Raw genomic sequence first — 18,614 nt, 5'->3', positions numbered from 1 at the left:
GACATGGGCAACAGTCTGTCGCTGATCATGTTGGCAGCGTGGCCGGCCGTGGCGGCGATGCTGTTCTCGCGGCTGACGCCCCGACAGGCACTCATCTGGGTGCCGCTGCTGGGATACCTGCTGCTGCCGCCGGTGGTGGGGATCGACCTGCCGATTCTGCCGACCCTGGACAAGCATGCGATCCCGTCCCTGTGCGCGATGCTGGGCGCAGTGATGCTGCGCGACCGCTTTCCGATGCCCTGGATCCGGCTGGAGGGCTGGGTCGTCATCCTGACCGTCCTGGCGATGGTCACCCCGACCCTGACGGTGGCCACCAATCCCGAACCGTTGATCGAGGGGATCACCTATCGTCCCGGCCTGGGTCTGTTCGACGCGCTCAACGGCACGATCAACACCGTGCTGACATTGCTGCCCTTCCTGCTGGGGTATCTGGTCTTGTCGTCAACCGACGGCATCCGGGCTTGGATGGTGGCGCTGACGCTGGCGACCTTGGCCTATTCCCTGCCGATGCTGCTGGAGATTCGGGTCAGCCCGCAGCTGAACGTCTGGATCTACGGCTTTTTCGCGCATGATTTCAGCCAGACGATCCGCTATGGCGGCTTCCGCCCGATGGTCTTCCTGGAACACGGCCTTTGGGTCGCGATCCTGGTCGTGACCGCTGTCATCTGCGCCGCGGTGGCGCTGCGCGACGGGGATGCGCAGGCGCGGACCCGCAACATGGCCGTCCTGGTCTATCTGCTGGTCGTCTTGGTGCTGTGCAAAAGCGCGGCATCGATCATCTACGGAATGCTTCTGGTGCCGCTGGTGCTGATGACGCCGCCGCGCCTGCAGGTTAGCATCGCCGCGGCGCTGGCCGCGGTGGTGATGGCCTATCCGCTGGCGCTGTGGCTGGGTGTGATGCCCACCGACGCGATTCGCGACTTTGCCTTGTCGATGGATGCCGAACGGGGCCGGTCCCTGGAGTTCCGTTTCATGAACGAACAGGTGCTGCTGGATCGCGCCTCGCAGAAGCCGCTGGCGGGCTGGGGCGGATGGGGCCGCAACCTCGAGATCGATCCGATCTCGGGAGAGTACACCAGCGTCAGCGACGGATACTGGGTGGTGGTGATGACCATCAGCGGCATTCTGGGCTATCTGTCGATCTTCGGCCTGCTGTGCGGTTCGGTGATCCGCCTGTGGCTGGCCACGCGGTCCGGTCCGGTCGACCGCTGGACCGCCGGCCTGGCCCTGATCATGGCGGCAAGCCTGGTGGACCTGATCCCCAATGCGACCGTCACTCCCCTGACCTGGATGAGCGCGGGTGCCCTGGCCGGGCTGGCGGCCCGCGGCATGCCCGTCGGAGCCAGGCAGGCCGCACCGGCCCCCGCCGCGCGCCGGGCGATGAAGACGGTGATTGGATGACCGGGCGCGCGCACTTCCAGGCCGCCGCGATGCGGGTAGTGGAACCGCATGGCGCGTCTGCGGCATCCGGCCCCCGGCCATTCAAACCCCTGACAATCGAGGGCACGTGGACGAACTCCTGAACAGATCTTGGGACGTGATTATCGTCGGCGCCGGCCTGGGCGGTGGCCTCTGCGGTCGTGCCCTGGCCGAGGCGGGCCTTTCGGTGCTGTTCGTGGAAAAGGGGTCCACCGGCCCCCGCTTGGCCGAGAACGGCCAGGAATGCGGCTATGACGACCCGTTCGCGCGGCAGATGTTCGGCTGCTGGCCGGTGCCGGTGGAATCGACGGTGGACGGTGCCACGTCGGTTGGCTGGGGCGCGCAGGGTGTGGGCGTCGGCGGCACCTCGGTCTTCTATGCCGCCGCCATGGAACAGCCCGAACGCCACGACATGGAATCCGTCCCCGGCCTGCCGCATCCGACGGGCGGCTGGCCGGTGGGCTATGATGAATTCGCGCCTTGGTACGACCGTGCGCGCGACGTGATGGCCGTCAACGGCAGCCAGGACCCGTTGGGCGAACCGGCAGCGCCCCTGGCGGCCCCGCGCCCGCTGGCCGCGCGGGACGAAGCCTTGGGCCAGGCGCTGGAGAGGGCAGGGCTGCATCCCTATCGCGCGCACCTTGGCATCCGCCAGCTGGAGGGGTGTCGCGAGTGCATCGGCCGCAAGTGCCCCCGCGACTGCAAGATGGACGGTCGGTCGGCGGGCGTCCTGCCCGCCCTTGCCACGGGGCGCGCCGCGGTGCTGGATGGCACTGATGCCCTGTCGCTGCAAGGTGATGCCAGGACGGTCACACATCTTCGCGTGCGCCGCGACGGAGTCGAGCATCTGCTGTCAGCGCGGGCCTTCGTGCTTGCTGGAGGCAGCCTGTCGTCGCCGCGCCTGCTGTTGGCCTCCAGCACCGATTACTGGCCCGACGGCTGCGGCAATACCAGCGGCCTGGTGGGTCGGGGCCTGATGTTCCACATCAACGAACGCATAGCCATCTGGCCCCCGCGTAACGCGCCCGTCAGCGCGCCCGGACCGCTCAAGACCTTTTCGCTGCGTGACCTGTACCGGGACGGGCCCGATCGGATGGGGCTGTTCCAGTCCCTGGGACTGCCCGCCGATTACGGAAACATCCTCTACGTGCTGCGCCAGCGCTATCAGGCCTCGCCCTTCAGACACTTGCGCATCGGTCATGAGTTGCTGCGCCTGCCCGCGCTGACCGCGGCCAAGCTTCTGGGAGATGCCCGCGTCTTCGCCGGGATCATCGAGGACCTGCCGGACGAGGACAACCGCGTCCGGCACGACCCCGCGCGGCCCGACACGATCATCTACGAATACCGCATGTCCGAAGAGCTTCTGGCCCGCCGCCTGCGGTTCCGCAAACTGCTCAAGCGGCGCCTGCGCGGGCTCCGGTCCCTGTGGCTCAGCCATGCGCCCGAACTGAACATCGCGCATCCCTGCGGTACCCTTCGCTTTTCGGACGATCCACGCCAAGGCGTCCTGGACCGCGACTGCAAGGCGCATGACCTGGACAACCTGTTCGTCGCCGATGCCAGCTTCATGCCCAGTTCGACCGGGGTGAACCCGGGCATGACCATCGTGGCGAACGCCTTGCGGGTGGCCGATGCGATGGCCCGGCGGCTGAAGGCCGCGCCATGACCGGGGTCGCCGTCATCACCGGCAGCAGCACGAATCTTGGTCAGGCGATTGCGCGCCGCCTGGCGGCGCATGGGATGACGGTGCGGGGCGTCTCCCGCCACCCGCGCCCGGCCGAGGGACTGTTTCAGACGCTGCAGGGCGACGTCACCGACGCCCAGGCCATGCGCGACCTGGCGCAGAGGATCGAGGGCGAACTTGGTCCGGTCACCATTCTGATCCATGCCGCGGCGATCCATCGCCGCCAGGACTTCCTGTCCGCCCGGGCCGAGGATGTGTGCCATCAGGTGCAGGTGAACCTGTGCGGGCGCATCAACGTGACGGCCGCGTTCCTGCCCGGCATGGTCGCACAGGGGCGCGGCCGCATCATCAACGTCGCCCGTCCGGTGCCGCGTCCCCCGTTGCCCGGCAACCTGGGATTCGCCGCCGCGCAGGCCGGAGCAGACATCCTGACCCGGACCCTGTCGGTCGAGGTCGGCGGCCGTCTGCCCGGCATCGTCGTGACCGAGTGGGTGCCTGACCTTGATCCCGAACATGGCCCCGATCGGGTTGCAGGACTGGGCGCGGCGTTGGCGTTGAACGATGATCCGGCCCTGCACGGCGCGACCGTCCTTGGGGATCGCCAGATCCTGCCGGGCCGATCGCTGCGGCGCCGTGTCCTGGACCTGCTGCTGCTGAAACCCGCCGCCAGACCAATCGTCCTGGCCCCGGAACCGACCAGCCTGAAAGAGACGACATGAAGCACATCCTGTATTCCGCCCTTGCCGCCCTTGGCCTGTCCGTGCCCGCGCCTGTTACAGCCGAACCCGTGCCCGAACGTGACAGCGCCCGCGTGTTCGTCTTCGGCAACAGCCTGATCCATCACCTGACCGACACGGACGAGACGACCGTCCCCCATTGGCTGGCCGTGATGGCCCGGCACGACGGGCGCGATCTGGCGCTGGACGGACGCTTCGGCTTTCCGCGCGAATTCGCGGCGGAACTGCCACCGGTTCCGAACTGGTCGTTCGATGCGGTCACCCCCGCCTGGAATCCGGATCAGCCCTTTGCCTCGGCGCGGTTCGACACGATCATCCTGAACCCGGAGAATTTCATTCAATACGGCCGTTCGGACAAGCGCTATCCGGGCGACAACCCCGACCGCCAGTCCCCTTATGGCGCAACGGTCACCGTCCTGGACTGGGTCGTGCAGAACACCGACGCGCCGCGCATCCTGATCTACGAAGGGTGGGCCGACCTTCACCCCTTTGCCGATGATTTTCCGCCTGAACCGGCCGAGATGCAGCGGTATTACCGCCACGCGCAGAACGGCTATGCCCGCTGGTACGACGACTATGTCGCACGGCTTGCGGGGGTGCGTCCTGATGCCGACATCAGCCTGCTGCCGGTCGGTCGCGTGATGGCACGCCTGCTGTCCGAGGCGCCGCTGTCGGCCATCGCGCCCGATGCGCTGTTTTCCGACCTGTCCCCCCACGGGACCGAGACGATCTATCTGCTGGCGGCGATGATCACCTATGCCGATCTCTATGGCGCGCGGCCGCCGTCGGGACTGGCGCTGCCCGACACGATCGATCCCGACTTTGCCGCCGCGTATGAGGATACGGCCGACAGGATCTGGGACATCATGCAGACCGGGCGGCCCTGACGACCATGCGCGCAATGATCGGATCGCTATTCACGGGGCAGGGACTTGCCCAACGGGCCTTCCGCGGCTCGGCCCTGACGATGATCAGCTTCGGGGGCATCCAGGCGATCCGCCTGGCCTCGAACCTGGTATTGACCCGTCTCCTGTTCCCCGAGGTGTTCGGCCTGATGACCCTGATCATGGTCATCATCCAGGGCCTGAACAACTTCTCGGACGTGGGCATCACCCCGGCCATCCTGCAAAGCCGTAGGGGCGACGACCGGACCTTCCTGGACACGGCCTTTACCATGCAGGCCATCCGTGGGGTGATCCTGTGGCTGGGCTGCTGCATCCTGGCGGTGCCAGCGGCGTCCTTCTACGGGGTGCCCGAACTGGTCTGGTTCCTGCCCGTCGCGGGAACCACCGCGATGATCTATGGTCTGCTGCCCACGAAGATCGAGACCGCGAACCGTCATCTGCAGATGGGTCGCCTGACCATCGTGGAACTGGCGACCGCGGCGGTGACCACGATCATCACCATCGGGCTGGCCGCCATGCTGGAATCGGCCTGGGCGCTGGTGATCGGGCTGATCCTGGGGTCGGTGGTCAAGGTGCTGATGGTCAGCTACTGGATGCCGGGCCCGGCAAACCGGTTCCGGTGGGACCCGGATTGTGTTGCCGAACTGGTGCGTTTCGGCAAATGGATCATGCCGTCGACCGTGGTGGGCTTCGTGATCTCTCAGGGCGACAAGGCGGTCCTGGCGCGCCTGCTGACGCTGACGCAGCTGGGCATCTACAACATCGCGTTCTTTCTGGCCAGCTTTCCGCTGATGCTGGGAACGACGGTGATATCCCGCGTGATGATCCCGCTTTATCGTACCGCGTTCGAGGATCCCAGTGCCGGGCACATGCGTCGCGTGCGCATCGTGCGCGCCGCGCTGACGGGCAGCTTCATGCTGCTGCTGGCGCTGCTGGCGACATTCGGGGAACATCTCGTCGTGCTGCTCTATGATCCGCGCTATGCCAGTGCGGGGCCGCTGGTGACACTGATCGCGCTGGCCAGCATTCCGTCGTTGATCGGTCTCAGCTATGACCAAGCAGCCCTGGCCGGAGGGGACTCCCGCGGGTTCTTCTGGGTCACGCTGGTGCGCGCGGTGCTGTTTCTCAGCCTGTTCACCCTTGGTGGCATCCAGGCGGGCATTCCGGGCGCCTTGGCGGGGCAGGCACTGGCGGCCATCCTGGCCTATCCGATGCTGGTGCGCATCGCCCGCAAGCACGGGGCATGGGATGGTCTGCACGACCTGACCTTCGGCGCGGTTGGGCTGGTCTTGGCCGCGGTTCTGCTGATCTAGGCGGGCTTTGCCGCCACGCGGTGCAGGTGATCCATGCGGCGCCTGAACTCGCTGTGGAAGTCATGGGCCTGCGCGAACGCCAACGCATGGGTCGAGGCCTTGGCGATTGCCGCCCGGTCCAGCCCCGCGATGATGTCGACGGCCTTCCCGGGCTGTCCCATCGGCATGACCCAACCGCCGCCGGATTGGCGCGCCAGTTCAGACCACATCCGGTTGTTCGTGCCCAGAACGGGCACACCGCAGCCCATCGCCTCCAGATAGCTGCACGAGGGGTCGGACTGCCTGTGCGGGGCCAGGAACAGATCTGCGTTCCGGCGCATCCACGGCACCAGACCGGTGGCGAAATCGACCGGCTGATGCAGATGAACCGCCCCGCCCAGATCATGCCGCGCCACGTCGTCCGCGATCGCCTGCCGCATGTCGCCGGCGCCAAAGATGTCCATGCGGAAATCCACGCCATGCTCGCGCAGCGCGATGGCGGTGGGGATCAGGTCCTGCGTGCCCTTCATCGCGATCAGCCGGCCGGCATGGACGATCCGCAGCGGCCCGTTCCACTCCGCGCGGGCCTGGATTTCTGAAGCCGTGGCCATGGTCTCCCGCTCCGACCGATTGTCCAGATAGAGGCATGTGTCGTCGTTCAGCCCCCCATAGGCCGCCATCGCTGGATAACCGTTGGCCTGCACCCCGTGCGCTGACCGCAGCGCACGGCGCAGCCGCAACTCCTGCGTCAGCAGCCACTGGACCGACCGGGCCAGACGTAACGGGCGGCGCGCCAGGTCCAGCCGCGCGACGGCCAGGCGGGTCTGCAGCGGGTATTCGATCGCATAGACCAGCCGCGCCCCAACCGCGCCGCACAGGCGGGCCAGATCCAGCTGCCGATGGTCGTCGGCCGTTCCCAGCACCACCTGCGCGCCGCGCAGATCCTCGGCTGAGATGGGCGCGTCCTTGGCGATCAGGCGCAGCTCTCCGGGCAGGTCCGCGGCCGTCACCGGGCTGGCAAAGGGCAGCGTCGCCGATCCCTGCCGAAGCACGACACGGGTCGGGCCGCCCCATTCGTGCGCAAACAGGTGCAGGCCCGCCACGAACTTGTCGTCCATCCACATCTGCCCGTCACGCATCATCACGTGGACCGAGGGCACCATGACCAGCATGCCGGTCATGACTGCCGGGGTCTTTCACGCAGGGCGCGCAGGGCATGTCCCGGCAGGATCAGCGCGCCGCGGACATAGCGCGGGCCCAACCGCTTGGGGCTCAGCGCGGCGCGCCACAGCCATTCCATGCGGGCTGCCCGGAACAACCGCGGGGCGCGGCGCTGCTTGCCCGTGACGAAATCGATGCCCGCCCCCACTGAGGCAAAGCCCACCTGCGGGCAGATCCTGCGCCCGCGCGCGGCCAGGATCTCCTGTCGCGGGGCACCAAGGGCCAGCAGGCACAGCGATGCGCCGCTGGCGTTCAGGCGGTCCAGCAGGGCGTCGGCCTCGGCACCGTGGGGATCGAAAGGAAAGCCCGGGGCAGCGACCAGGCTGACGGTCAGTCCGGCATGCGCGGCGATCAGGCGGCGCGCAGCATCCTGTCCGCCCTCCTCGGTGCCGGCCAGAATGGCCACGCCGCGGTCCAGGCGGGCAGCCAGCGCGCACAATGGCTGCACCAGGTCCGATCCTGGCACCAGCGACACCCGCTGTCCGCCAAGCCGCGCCAGCCAGACGACCGGGTTGCCGTCCGCCACGATCAGGTCGTGCTGCGCATAGGCCATGCGGAAATCGGCGTCGCTGCGCAGCTTTTCCAGATGATCGACATTCATCGTCGCCAAGGCAAAACCCTGACCGGCCGCCAGCCGGGTTTCGACGATCGACAGCAGCGCCTGGCGGTCCGGCACTGTCAGGGCGACGCGGTCGTCGCCGATTGCGAATTGCATCATGGCTCCTTCACGGGGGTAGCGGTCGGCACCGGCGGCAGAAGTCTGCGCAGATGGTCGGCAAGCACCTCGACATTGCCCGGCTCAAGGATCGACAGATGCGTTCCCGGCAGGTCGTGGAGGGTCCACCCGCCCGCCGCTATCTGCGCCCAACCCAACCCCTGACGTTTGCCCTCCGGGGAATCCCAGAAGCTGGCATCGGCGCGGAAGATCGCGATGGGCCGATCATAGGGCTGGGGGTTGTAATGGATCACGGCCTGCACGTTCGCCTCGATCAGCTGGGCCATGTCGACGGTCGGACCTTCGCCGTCGGTCGGCAGCAGGTCGCGCACCTCGGGCTGTTCGTGTGGTCGGCGGTTGTCCAGCGTTTCGACGATATGGCGCAGACCGTGGCGGCGCAGCTGGCCCAGATGCGCCCGCAGCTTGGCCCAGCCTCGGACCGAGGGCCGTCCGCCAGGGCCCGCGGCGTCCAGCACCACCAGCAGCGGCACCTCGCGCCCCGCGCGGCGCAATTGCTGCGCCAGTTCCAGCGCGAAATACGACGCCATCGACACCGCGACCAGGCAGACCGGCTGCCCCGGCAGGTGCCGATCCAGCTCCTCCAGATAGGTGCGGGCGACGGCTTCGACGCGGATGTCCAGTCCGCCTTCGGGAACGCCGACCGTCAGGCCCAGCACCGGATAGTCGGGACCAAGCGCGTCCGACAGGGGCCGGAACAGTGCCTGCTTGCGGCCCAGAACATGGACGCCGATGATCGGAACGTTATGTCCCAGGGGCTGGGTCGGGATCAGATAGCGAGGCCGATCCGGGGTCGTGCGGTGAAGGCGGACCAGCCCTTCGGGCGTGGGGGCCTGCATGACATCGGCCGTGTGCAGGCGCAGTCCGGTGCGGCTTCGCACAAGGCTGATCAGGCGCAACGCCAGAAGGGAATCGCCGCCAAGGTCGTAGAAGTCGTCATCCGGTCCGACATGGGCCAATTCCAGCACATTGGCCATGCAGGCGGCCACGGCCAGGACCTGCGGTTCGGCATGGCCGGGTCCGGCCACGGGCCCGGCGGCGGCGGGACGGGGCAGCAGGTCCCGCGCGATCTTGCCGTTCGCGGTGACCGGTAGATCATCGACCGCCATCAGCCGTGGCACCATATAGGCAGGCAGCTGGTCGCGCAGATCGCGCGCGATCTGGTCGATGTCGGTGCCATCCTCGATGACGACCCAGCCCAGCAGGCGTGCCGGCGGTCCCTTGTCCAAGTCCACGAAAAGCTGCAGGACGCCGGGGCGTGCCGCCAGGGCGCTTTCAATCTGGCCCAGTTCGATCCGCTGGCCGCGCAGCTTGACCTGTCGATCCTCGCGGCCCAGGAACATCAGCTGCCCGTCCGCCGACCAGCGGCCCAGATCGCCGCTGCGATACAGCCGGCCTTCGGCGTCTGCCGTGAACGCCCGTGCGGTCGAATCAGGATCGTCCAGATAGCCGCCGCTGACGGCCTGACCGCCGATCACGATCTCTCCCTCGCCACCCACAGGCGTGGGCGTACCGTCCGGCGCGCGCAGCACGACGCGGGCATGGCCAGCGGGACGACCGATCGGAACCTCGGACCCGGCGGACAGGGACGATCCCTGCCACAGGGTACTGGTCACCGTGGCTTCGGCCGGGCCATAGGCGTTGACGAACCGAACGCCAGGGGCCAGGCGCTGCCATTCGCGGAAGGCTGCGGGCGGCACGCGTTCGCTGCCCGTCACCAGCAGGCGCAGGCTGTCCGGAATGGGCCGGGGATGATCGCGCAGGTCCGCGACCATCTGTTGCCAATAGCTGGCGGGCAGGTTCAAAACCGTCAGCCCATGCCGCCGGACCAGATCGAGCAGCCCCTGGATCGAGCCGAGCGGCGTGGCGTCGCGCAACACGACATGCGCGCCGGACAGCAGGGTCGGCCAGATCTCCTCCAGCGCGACGTCGAAACTGGGCGTCGCGAATTGCAGGACCGTGTCCCGTTCGGTCAGCGCATAGGCGTCGACCATCGCATGGGCATGCGCGCTGAGTGCGGCGCTCAGCCCCCGAACCGCCTTGGGCGTTCCGGTGGAGCCGGAGGTGAAGGTGACATAGGCCAGGCTGTCCGCATCCAGGGGTGGTCGCGGCGGGGCGTGGGCTTGGCAGGCATCGTCGGCCATCACCACGTTCGGTGCCGCGGTCGACAGCGGCATGTCCTGCTGGACCACGATGGCCTTGGCACGGGCCTGGCGGATCAGGCCGGACAGGTAGTCGTGTGACTGATCCAGATCCAGCAGCAGAAAGCCGGCGCCAGCCTTGAGCGTGGCCAGCATCGCGGCGATCTGGCGCACGGATCGGGGCAGGGCGATGGCCACGACATCCTGCGGACCGATGCCGCATACGACAAGCCGCGCCGCAAGGGCATTGGCCTGCTGGTCCAAGGTGCGGAAATCGACGGAATGACCCGTCTGCGCCTCGGTCACGGCGGTCCGGTCGCCGTGACGAGCGACCGTCGCCTCGAAGGCCGATGCCAGGTCGGGCAGCACATCCGGGACGGGCCGGTCGGGGCGCCCCAGGGTGTGCAGGTGTCGCTGCTCCTCTGCGTCCAGCATCGTCAGGTCGGACAGCGGCGTGTCGGTGTCGGCTCGACCCATCGCCTGCAGCAGGTTGGCCATCTGGTGCAGGATGCGGGCCGCCACCTCGTCCGGCAACCGGGCGGCGTCATGCTCCAGCGACAGCCACAACGCACCTTCGTCATGGACCGACAGCGACATCAGCGCCGTGCCCTCCTCGATCAGGCGGACGCCGGTCCAGCCGCAGCCGTCCGCCGCAAGCCGCGCGGCAAGCGTGCCGCGCTGGTACATCAGGACGGTATCGTAAAGCGCCGCACGGCCCTGCCGACCGGACCACTGCCGGATCAGCGTCTGGCGCGCATGGGAATGCGGCCGCAACTGCAGCGTCTGCGCCCGCAGGCGCGCCAGCAGGTCGCCGAAGGTTCCGATGTCGTCCATCCGCACCTGGAACGGCACCGTCGTGACCAGACAGCCCGCGACCCGATCATTGCGCCCACGACCCGATTCCACCAGACCGAAGGCCGCGCCGGACCGCCCGGTCCAGCGCATCAGCAGCATCGACCAAGCCGCCTGCACCACCGTCAACGTGGTCACCTGCGCCGAATGGGCCAGACGGCGGATGGCGTCGCACGCGTCCATCGACAGGGTCAGGTCGGTCTGGTGCATCGGGCCATGCGTTTTCGACGGGGCCGCCGGAAAGGCCGACGCGACGGTTTCATCGGACAACGTGGCGGCAAAGGCGGCGCGGGCCTGCGGCTCGTCCAGCTGGCGCTCCCGGATCGCCTGGATGAAGCCGATGCCGGGTGCCATCAGCGGATCGCCTGACAGGATCCGCCACAGTTCGGTCAGAATCAACGCGATGCTGGTCCCGTCGATCAGGGCGTGGTGGATGGTCCAGACCATCCGGGCCTGCCCCCCACCCAGATCGGCCATCGTGACCCGCCATCCGGGCCGTTCGGTGGGGTCCACGCCGGCCGCGCGGTCATCGGCCAGAAAACGGTCCACCATCCCGTCCGACAAATCGGCACTGTCCATATGCACCGGCGCGTGGTCCAGCACGTCCAGGCGCAGGATGCCGGTATCGTCGGTGACCAGGACGGTCCGCAGCGTCTCGTGACGGTCTGCCAACTGCTGCCACGCGGCCAGCAGGGGGCCGGGCGCCAAAATGTCGGACGGCGCGTCCAGAACGATCTGTTCGATATGGGCGCGGTTCGGATCTGCCTGATCGCTGCCCGCCAGAAAGGCCGCCTGGCTGTCGGTGGCGGCGGGCAGATCGCGGACGATCTTTCGATCATCCGTGCTGACAGACGGTCCGTGCAGCATATTCCTAATCCGTTCCGACCAAATAAGATGAAACCAGCGATACCTGTCCAATCACGCTATCGCAAAGAAAGAGTTGCCGCATAGCCGATTGATCGTGATTTTACATAGATGAACCTGCACGCGACCTTACCGGTTCCGGCTGTCCGCGAACAGTGCGGCCAGCTTGCCGGCCTCTGTTGCGATGTCATGGCGCGTCAGTGCACGGGTGCGGGCGGCGGCGCCCATCCGTTCCAGTTGGTCTCGTGGGGTCCGGGCGGCGGTGTCCAGCGCCTTGGCGAGGTCGTCTTCGGACCCGGCCGGGATGAGCCAGCCGGTCTGGCCGTCGACCATCAGTTCGGGGATGCCAGCGATCAGGGTGGCGATGCAGGGGCGGCCCGCCGCCATCGCCTCCATCAGGGCCACGGGCAGGCCTTCGGCAAAGCTGGGCATGGCCATGACATGCGCCGCAGACAGCGCGTCGCGCACGCCGGCCTCGTCCTGCCAGCCGGCCAGAGTGACGCGCGTGTCCAGCCCGTACGCCCTGATCGCCCGCTGGATCTCGGCCCGCAGCGGGCCGTCACCCACCAGCGTCAGGTGCACCGGCGCGGTGCAGCGCGCCATCGCCTCGATCAGCAGGACCTGGCCCTTCTGCTCGGCGAAGCGGCCGATGCAGACCACGCGCAGCGGATCGTGCGCGTCCGGTCCCGGCGGCAGGGGAACCGGCCCCGCGAACAGGGAGGGGTCGATGCCGCAATGCACCACCTTGATGCGGTCCCAGGTATCGAAGGGCGCCCATCGCGCCAGCTGGCTGCGTCCGAAGGCGCTGACCGCCACCGCGAAACGCGCTTCGGCCACCTTGTCACGCAGCAGCAGCGTGTGCGGGCCATCGAACTCCTCGGGGCCGTGAAAGGTCACGCTGTAGCCCGGGCCGCCCAGCATCCTTACATAGCGGACCAAATCGGCCGAGTTTGTTCCGAAATGGGCATGCAGATGCGTCAGGCCCAGCTGCCGGCTGCGATCGGCCAGGATGGCAGCCTCTGCCAGATAGATCACCTGGCGCAGGGGGCCGCGCCCGGGCCCGCCCCGCCGCCCTGCCGACAATGCCCGAAGCAGGCTGCGCGGATGGCGGATCACCGCACGGATCAGCGCCATGCCCAAGGCCAACGCACCCCGGTCCAGCACGTATTCGGTCCGGTCGGCCTCGGCCTGATCCTCGGCAGACAGCACGGGTTGATCGTCGCGCCGCATGGCGAACCGCGCGACGGTCAGACCGGCCGCCTCGAGGGCCCGAATCTCCCTGCGGATGAAGGTCTGGGACGGACGGGGATAGGTGTTGATGACATAGCCGATCCGGTCGGGGGGCAGCGTCGTGTCCATGTCGTCACCGTTCATATTATTCGCCTTAAAGTTTAATTACTTGCGTCTTACACTCGCATGAATGGTGCCCGAAAGACGCCATTCTGTCGATCTTGTTTCGCAAATGAACCGATCGGTGCTATAGTTGTCAGGATCATTTTGAAAGGGTCGGGGCATTTTGCTGGTCGGTATTATCGCAACCTCTGCAGTCATTGGCATCGTCTCAACCATCCTGTTCCTCGTGCTGGGGTTCGGGTGGCTGTCGTCGATCCTGTGGGGCTACGTCGGTTGCGGCATGCTCAGCGTGTTCGCATTGTCCCTTCTTGTCAGCCGTTCCCTTCGATACCGCAATTGTCCGGGGCGATCCAACCTGAACGATGCGGCGCCCGTCGGCGGCGCGGACTGCGATTAAACTTGTACGCAAGATAAACTGGCGCGATGAGTTGGCACGGCTATTGCTGAGGCTCCATGATGGAGGCTCAGATGACGAACGCCGTGACCTGGATGTGGATTGGCAACCACCAGCAGATCAACACCACGCCAGGAACGCCCGCGACCGGGACCGAGGCGGACGGGATGAAGGGCTACAAGGTTGTCGGCCAGAATCAGATCAAGCCGGTCGAGTTGGACGGACAGCTGCGCGCGATCAATACCGCCCAGGGCCCGGCCGAGGCTTATGCGACAAGCTACAGCCAGCATCCTGACGGTGCCAGCAAGTTCGCCTATGGTTCGCCCACCGATGGGGGGCAAATCACCAGCCAGATCACCGGCTTCCTCAAGGTTCAGTACAAGCTGACCTTTCCGGACAACACCACCAGCACCCAGGACGGCGTGCTGATCCAGATGCGCAACGGGGACATGTTCTTCCGCCCTGCCAAGGACAGCGTCGCGGCATGGTCCGACGTCAAGTCGCTGCATTCGGTCGAGATCATCGAGGCCGACCCCCTGCCCAAGGAGGTCTATGTCGCCAAGATCTCGTTCGCGCCTGACATCCACGACATGGAGATCATGTGCTTTGCCGCGGACACGCTGATCCTGACCGCGGACGGGCCGCGCCCGGTCGACAGCCTGCAGCCGGGTGACCTGATCTGGACGCGCGATCACAGATATCAGCCCCTGCGCTGGATCGGCAGGCGCCGTTTCGATGCCGTGGATCTGGCGGCGAACCCCAAGCTTCGTCCGATCCGCATTGCGGCCGGGGCGCTTGGCCTAAACCAGCCGTCGGCGCCCCTGTCCGTGTCGCGCCAGCACCGCATCATGATCCGGTCATCGGTCGCGCGGATCCTGTTCGGGACCGACGAGATCCTGGCACCGGCTTGCCAACTGATCGATGTTCCGGGCATCGCGGTGGACATGTCCGTGTCGCAGGTGACCTATTGCCATCTGATGTTCGACGCCCACCAGGTCGTCGATTCCAACGGCGCACAGACGGAATCTTTGTATCCCGGCCCCCAGGCCCTGCGCGCGATGGGGTCGGCGGCCCTGTCCGAACTGCGGCAGATCTTTCCCGAATTGTTCGCGGATCAGGCCCACCCGGCCGAGGCCCGCACATTCGTGCGCGGCCCCCGGCTGCGCCAGCTTGTTCAGCTACACACCGTCGGACAGGCCGCGCTGGTCAGCTGAACGCTGCCGGCCTCAGCCGGCCGTCGGCGCGCCGTAAAGGCTGCGCGCCTCGCGGAAGGACACCAGGCGACGACGATTTTCGTCCCACAGGTGCAGGTTCACCGACCGCAGGCTTTCGCGCAAGGTCAGCCGCTGTGCCGATGCCAGTTCGTCATGGTCGCGCAGGATTTCCGGCAGGCGATAGAACGGGATGCGGCTGTACAGGTGGTGGACATGATGCACCCCGATATTGGCGGACAGCCAGCGCAGGGGCTGGGGCAGGATGTAATGTGACGATCCGGCCAGCGCCGCATCGTGCAATTGCCATTCGTCCCCATTGGCCCAGTGCGTTTCCTCGAACTGATGCTGGACATAGAACAGCCACACGCCGACGGTCCCCGCGACGATGGTCGTGGGCAGGAAGATCAGCAGGACGGGCATCGGCCCGGCAAACCAGATCATCGTGCCCAGGATCAACGCCAGCGCCAGATTGGTGCCCAGGGCCGATGCCCAGAACCGCCATCCCGCCCGCATCAGCCCAAGCGGCAGACGGTTCTGCAGCAGGAACAGGTAGCTCGGCCCCAACACGAACAGCACCAGGGGGTGGCGATACAGCCGGTACATCAGCCGGCCGAACCGGCCGCGGCTGCGATACTCGCCCACCGTCAGGGTCATCACGTCGCCGATGCCGCGTTCGTCCAGGTTCCCGTGCTGGGCGTGGTGCAGCGAATGGGTCCGGCGCCAGACGTCATAGGGCGTCAGGGTCAGCACGCCCAGACCCCGCCCGATCCAGTCCTGGACCTTGCGATTGCGAAAGAACGACGCGTGGCCGCAATCATGCTGGATGCAGAAGATGCGGACCAGGAACAGCCCGTTCACCAGCGCGATCGGCACGGCCAGCCAATAGCTGACCGACAGCGCCGCCCAGGCCAGCGCCCAGAGCGCTAGGAACGGGACGATCGTGGCCATCAACTCCCACACGCTGCGGCGGGTCGACGGCTCGCGATACTTGGCGAGGACCTGCACCCATTCCTTGGCCTGACGCGGCGTGCTTGCGTTCGGTGTACCCATAATCAGCGACTCTGCGCCCCCTCAGTTCATTTCAGGCGGCGATAGCACAGAAAGGTCGCCGCCGCCTATGGGCCCCGTGACGTCCCATTGCCGCATCATGGCTGACAAAGGGTTGGGGACCGGATCGGACACGGTTTCGTCACCGGATCGACGGCAGTGGTGATGATGCGCGGAACCGGCGCACGCCGGCCGCGTTTTGCGGTGAACAATCCAGGCGAGGCCACCCGATGATCATCCCGTTTGCACGACTGACGCTGACTGCAGCCGTTCTGGCGCTGGCAGTCCCCATCGGCGGTCTGTCGGGGAGTGCAGCGTGGGCGCAGGCCGCACCGGCCGAGCGCGTGTCCGAGGCACCGGAATGCGCGGCCGATGCCGGTGTTGCCGAACCGGCAACCCAGCCTGACGCATCCGAGGACAGCACAGCCGCGGAAAACACCGGAACCACCGGCTGGAGCGGTGGAACGGGCGGGTCACAGTTGGGGACCAACATTCAGGGCGCCGTCGAATCGTCCCCGACCTGGCAGCCCCCGACGGCGCGAGGTTTGGATCTTGCCGGAACTGCGGAAGACCAGCCGGCCTGCTGACGCCTGCGCTGCAAGATCATTCGGACGGTGCCGCTTGTTGGTGCATCGCTGACATTTTGTGCATCTTTCACGGGTGCCGTAACCTGTGATTACAGCCTTGTGGCTCTCCTCACGGAATCATGGTCATTTTATTGAGAGTTACGCAAAAGCCGCTGCCGAACAATCGGCAGCGGCTTATTTTTGTCTGCGCTCCAGAGGCCACCCCGCTGTGGTGCACTCAGAATTCCATCATGCGTGCGGTGCCTGCCTTGGGCGATCCGGCCCTATGGCGCGGCGCGGCGACTTGGACGAACGGATCGTCGCTGGTGCGAAGTGGATCATCCCGTGTGTCCCATGTCGAGGCCGGCTGGAAGGTGAAGCTGGTCAGGGCTGATGCCAGTACGCCTGCCTGATGCTGCAGTGATGCTGCGGCGGCGTTCGTTTCCTCGGCCACGGCGGCGTTCTGCTGGGTCACTTGGTCCAGATGGTTCACGCCCGAGTTGATCTCGGACAATGCGGTGGACTGGTCGCTGGCGGCCAGGGCGATGGCTGCGACCTGATCCGACACCTCGCGGGCCTTGGACAGGATCTGCTCGAGACTGCCCCCGGTGCGGCTGACCAGTGAGGATCCTGACCGAACGTGCTGCGAGGAATCCGAGATGAGCCCCTTGATCTCACGCGCGGATTCCGACGCACGCTGCGCCAGCCCGCGCACCTCGGATGCGACCACGGCGAAACCGCGACCCGCCTCTCCGGCGCGGGCGGCCTCGACCCCGGCGTTCAGCGCCAGCAGGTTCGTCTGGAACGCGATATCGTCGATGACGGTGATGATGCGGTTGATTTGGTCCGAGGACGCCTCGATCTTTTCCATGGCCTGGATCGCCTCTCCGACGATGCTGCGGCCCTCCTCGGCGATCGAGCGGTTGGCGCGCGACACGCTCTCGGCCGTGCGCGCCAGATCGGCGGTGGAGTGCACGCTGGCGGTCAGTTCGGTCAGCGCCGCCGCCGATTCCTCCAGCGTGGCGGCCTGCGTCTCTGCGCGACCTGCCAGGTCCTGGGCGGCAGAGGTGATCTCGTCCGAGCCCGTGCGCACCTGGCGGGCGACCTCGACGATGCGGCCCATCGTGCTGCCCAGATCGGACACGACCTTGTTGAAGCTGGCGCGCAGCGCCTCGTATTCTTGGGGGAAGGGATCATGCGCGGGGCTGGCGATCTGGGCGGTCAGGTCGCCAGCCGCCAGCCGCTCCAACCCGGTGGAAATGTCGGTCACGATGCGCGCCTGCTTGCGGGACTGCGCCTGCGCCTCGGCGGCGCCGGCCTCGCGCAGGGCGGCGGCGGCGTGGCGGGCCTCCTGGGCCTGGGCCAGGCCATCGCGGAACTGTTCCAGATTGCGGGCGATCGAGCCGATCTCGTCGCGCATCGCCGTGCCGGGGATCGGCCGGTCGTAGTTCTGGCGGGCGACATCCTGCATCGCGGCGTCGACGGCCGCCAAGGGCCGCAGGGCACGACGCGTCATCACCTGGTTCAGCGCAAAGGCCAGCAGCAGCGCGGCGGCGGTCAGGGCCACGGCCGTGGTCAGGTTGCGCCACAGTACCGCCTCGATCCCGTCCATCGCCACGCCTGCATAAAGGACGCCGTTCACCTGACCCTGTTGATCGCGGACTGGGACATACAGCGTCAGATAGGGATGATCCAGGATCGTGGTCGTGCCGGAATAGGTCCGCCCCTCCAGCATGGCGGCATGAACCGGGCCCGTCGGGTCCAGCGGCGTGCCGACCGCGCGGGTGCCGTCCGGGCGCTTGACGTTGGTCGTCACGCGCATGAACTGGCCCAGTTCGGGGTCAAGCCGGAAGATGGTCGCCGTCTCTCCGGTCTGGCCGCCGACATCGTCGATCATGGTGTGATCGGCGAAATCGGGGATCTGCGGCCAGACGACGTCGCCCAGGGTGCCGTCCGGCCTGGTCGTCGCGGAAAAGCCGTCGTGGTCCACGGCAAGATCATAGGACAGGACGCGCAGCGTCACCCGTTGCGCGCTTTGGGCGTTTTCCAGAAGGCTTTGGCGTTGCGCCATACTGAGCACGGTGACCAGCACAAGCGCCAGGGCCGTCATCAGGCCAAGGCTGGTCAGGGTGATCTTTTGGCGCAGGGACAGGCGCGGGACGAAGGACATCGAAATCTCCGGGACAGGGACC

The 18,614-nt window shown here is 67.1% G+C and carries 14 protein-coding genes; 8 read left to right on the top strand and 6 right to left on the bottom strand.

What is annotated here, in order from left to right; translation table 11 throughout:
• The first annotated feature begins 3 nt into the window (after positions 1–3).
• From FHD67_RS05235 to FHD67_RS05215, 5 genes are all read left to right on the top strand, one after another.
• A complete protein-coding gene (locus tag FHD67_RS05235) occupies positions 4–1,401 on the top strand; it encodes a hypothetical protein (RefSeq protein WP_139598064.1) in 1,398 nt (465 codons plus the stop codon).
• A 136-nt stretch (positions 1,402–1,537) separates the two neighbouring features.
• Positions 1,538–3,085: a GMC oxidoreductase gene (locus tag FHD67_RS05230; RefSeq protein WP_232303277.1), complete on the top strand. Its 1,548-nt coding sequence runs from the start codon at positions 1,538–1,540 to the stop codon at positions 3,083–3,085.
• Complete coding sequence (locus tag FHD67_RS05225; protein ID WP_045999759.1) at positions 3,082–3,822, top strand: SDR family oxidoreductase; 741 nt, start codon at positions 3,082–3,084, stop codon at positions 3,820–3,822. Before FHD67_RS05230 ends, FHD67_RS05225 begins: the two co-directional genes overlap by 4 nt.
• Positions 3,819–4,727: a T9SS C-terminal target domain-containing protein gene (locus FHD67_RS05220; protein WP_139598063.1), complete on the top strand. Its 909-nt coding sequence runs from the start codon at positions 3,819–3,821 to the stop codon at positions 4,725–4,727. Before FHD67_RS05225 ends, FHD67_RS05220 begins: the two co-directional genes overlap by 4 nt.
• Positions 4,728–4,732: 5 nt before the next feature.
• The gene (locus FHD67_RS05215) at positions 4,733–6,058 is read left to right on the top strand and encodes an oligosaccharide flippase family protein (RefSeq protein ID WP_139598062.1); all 1,326 of its coding nucleotides are present in this window, start codon (positions 4,733–4,735) and stop codon (positions 6,056–6,058) included.
• Here the strand turns inward: FHD67_RS05215 and FHD67_RS05210 are convergent.
• From FHD67_RS05210 to FHD67_RS05195, 4 genes are all read right to left on the bottom strand, one after another.
• Positions 6,055–7,218: a glycosyltransferase gene (locus FHD67_RS05210; RefSeq protein WP_139598061.1), complete on the bottom strand. Its 1,164-nt coding sequence runs from the start codon at positions 7,216–7,218 to the stop codon at positions 6,055–6,057. The genes FHD67_RS05215 and FHD67_RS05210 overlap by 4 nt on opposite strands.
• Positions 7,215–7,976, bottom strand: a complete 762-nt coding sequence (locus FHD67_RS05205; RefSeq protein WP_342775266.1) for a WecB/TagA/CpsF family glycosyltransferase — start codon at positions 7,974–7,976, stop codon at positions 7,215–7,217. Before FHD67_RS05205 ends, FHD67_RS05210 begins: the two co-directional genes overlap by 4 nt.
• Positions 7,973–11,851 (bottom strand): non-ribosomal peptide synthetase, encoded by a 3,879-nt coding sequence (locus FHD67_RS05200; RefSeq protein ID WP_139598060.1) that lies wholly within the window; start codon positions 11,849–11,851, stop codon positions 7,973–7,975. Before FHD67_RS05200 ends, FHD67_RS05205 begins: the two co-directional genes overlap by 4 nt.
• A 126-nt stretch (positions 11,852–11,977) precedes the next feature.
• Positions 11,978–13,222 carry a glycosyltransferase family 4 protein gene (locus FHD67_RS05195; protein ID WP_246071235.1) on the bottom strand — a complete coding sequence of 415 codons (1,245 nt, stop codon included), beginning with the start codon at positions 13,220–13,222 and terminating at the stop codon, positions 11,978–11,980.
• Positions 13,223–13,364: 142 nt separating this feature from the next.
• Between FHD67_RS05195 and FHD67_RS05190 the strand changes: the two genes are divergently transcribed.
• Positions 13,365–13,598: a hypothetical protein gene (locus FHD67_RS05190; protein ID WP_045982075.1), complete on the top strand. Its 234-nt coding sequence runs from the start codon at positions 13,365–13,367 to the stop codon at positions 13,596–13,598.
• Positions 13,599–13,669: 71 nt separating this feature from the next.
• Complete coding sequence (locus FHD67_RS05185) at positions 13,670–14,809, top strand: Hint domain-containing protein (protein ID WP_176695060.1); 1,140 nt, start codon at positions 13,670–13,672, stop codon at positions 14,807–14,809.
• A gap of 12 nt (positions 14,810–14,821) precedes the next feature.
• On the opposite strand, the gene FHD67_RS05180 is transcribed toward FHD67_RS05185, so the two are convergent.
• Positions 14,822–15,859, bottom strand: a complete 1,038-nt coding sequence (locus tag FHD67_RS05180; protein ID WP_045999764.1) for a fatty acid desaturase — start codon at positions 15,857–15,859, stop codon at positions 14,822–14,824.
• A 227-nt stretch (positions 15,860–16,086) separates the two neighbouring features.
• Here FHD67_RS05180 and FHD67_RS05175 point away from each other — a divergent pair, with 227 nt between their 5' ends.
• Positions 16,087–16,443 (top strand): hypothetical protein, encoded by a 357-nt coding sequence (locus FHD67_RS05175; RefSeq protein WP_045982077.1) that lies wholly within the window; start codon positions 16,087–16,089, stop codon positions 16,441–16,443.
• A gap of 217 nt (positions 16,444–16,660) precedes the next feature.
• Here FHD67_RS05175 and FHD67_RS05170 read toward each other — a convergent pair whose 3' ends face one another.
• Positions 16,661–18,592, bottom strand: a complete 1,932-nt coding sequence (locus tag FHD67_RS05170) for a methyl-accepting chemotaxis protein (protein WP_052715155.1) — start codon at positions 18,590–18,592, stop codon at positions 16,661–16,663.
• Positions 18,593–18,614 lie beyond the last annotated feature (22 nt).

Source organism: Paracoccus haeundaensis, from assembly GCF_006239215.1.
GTDB classification, from domain to species: Bacteria; Pseudomonadota; Alphaproteobacteria; order Rhodobacterales; family Rhodobacteraceae; genus Paracoccus; species Paracoccus marcusii.
The sequence above is the reverse complement of the archived record's forward strand: the minus strand, read 5'-3'. Positions and strand labels throughout refer to the sequence as shown.

Excerpts from the sequence above, each read along its gene's own strand:
- FHD67_RS05215 (WP_139598062.1), top strand. The coding sequence starts at position 4,733 with ATGCGCGCAATGATCGGATCGCTATTCACGGGGCAGGGACTTGCCCAA.
- FHD67_RS05210 (WP_139598061.1), bottom strand. The coding sequence starts at position 7,218 with ATGACCGGCATGCTGGTCATGGTGCCCTCGGTCCACGTGATGATGCGT.
- FHD67_RS05180 (WP_045999764.1), bottom strand. The coding sequence starts at position 15,859 with ATGGGTACACCGAACGCAAGCACGCCGCGTCAGGCCAAGGAATGGGTG.
- FHD67_RS05205 (WP_342775266.1), bottom strand. The coding sequence starts at position 7,976 with ATGATGCAATTCGCAATCGGCGACGACCGCGTCGCCCTGACAGTGCCG.
- FHD67_RS05170 (WP_052715155.1), bottom strand. The coding sequence starts at position 18,592 with ATGTCCTTCGTCCCGCGCCTGTCCCTGCGCCAAAAGATCACCCTGACC.
- FHD67_RS05235 (WP_139598064.1), top strand. The coding sequence starts at position 4 with ATGGGCAACAGTCTGTCGCTGATCATGTTGGCAGCGTGGCCGGCCGTG.
- FHD67_RS05225 (WP_045999759.1), top strand. The coding sequence starts at position 3,082 with ATGACCGGGGTCGCCGTCATCACCGGCAGCAGCACGAATCTTGGTCAG.
- FHD67_RS05185 (WP_176695060.1), top strand. The coding sequence starts at position 13,670 with ATGACGAACGCCGTGACCTGGATGTGGATTGGCAACCACCAGCAGATC.
- FHD67_RS05200 (WP_139598060.1), bottom strand. The coding sequence starts at position 11,851 with ATGCTGCACGGACCGTCTGTCAGCACGGATGATCGAAAGATCGTCCGC.
- FHD67_RS05220 (WP_139598063.1), top strand. The coding sequence starts at position 3,819 with ATGAAGCACATCCTGTATTCCGCCCTTGCCGCCCTTGGCCTGTCCGTG.
- FHD67_RS05175 (WP_045982077.1), top strand. The coding sequence starts at position 16,087 with ATGATCATCCCGTTTGCACGACTGACGCTGACTGCAGCCGTTCTGGCG.
- FHD67_RS05195 (WP_246071235.1), bottom strand. The coding sequence starts at position 13,222 with ATGAACGGTGACGACATGGACACGACGCTGCCCCCCGACCGGATCGGC.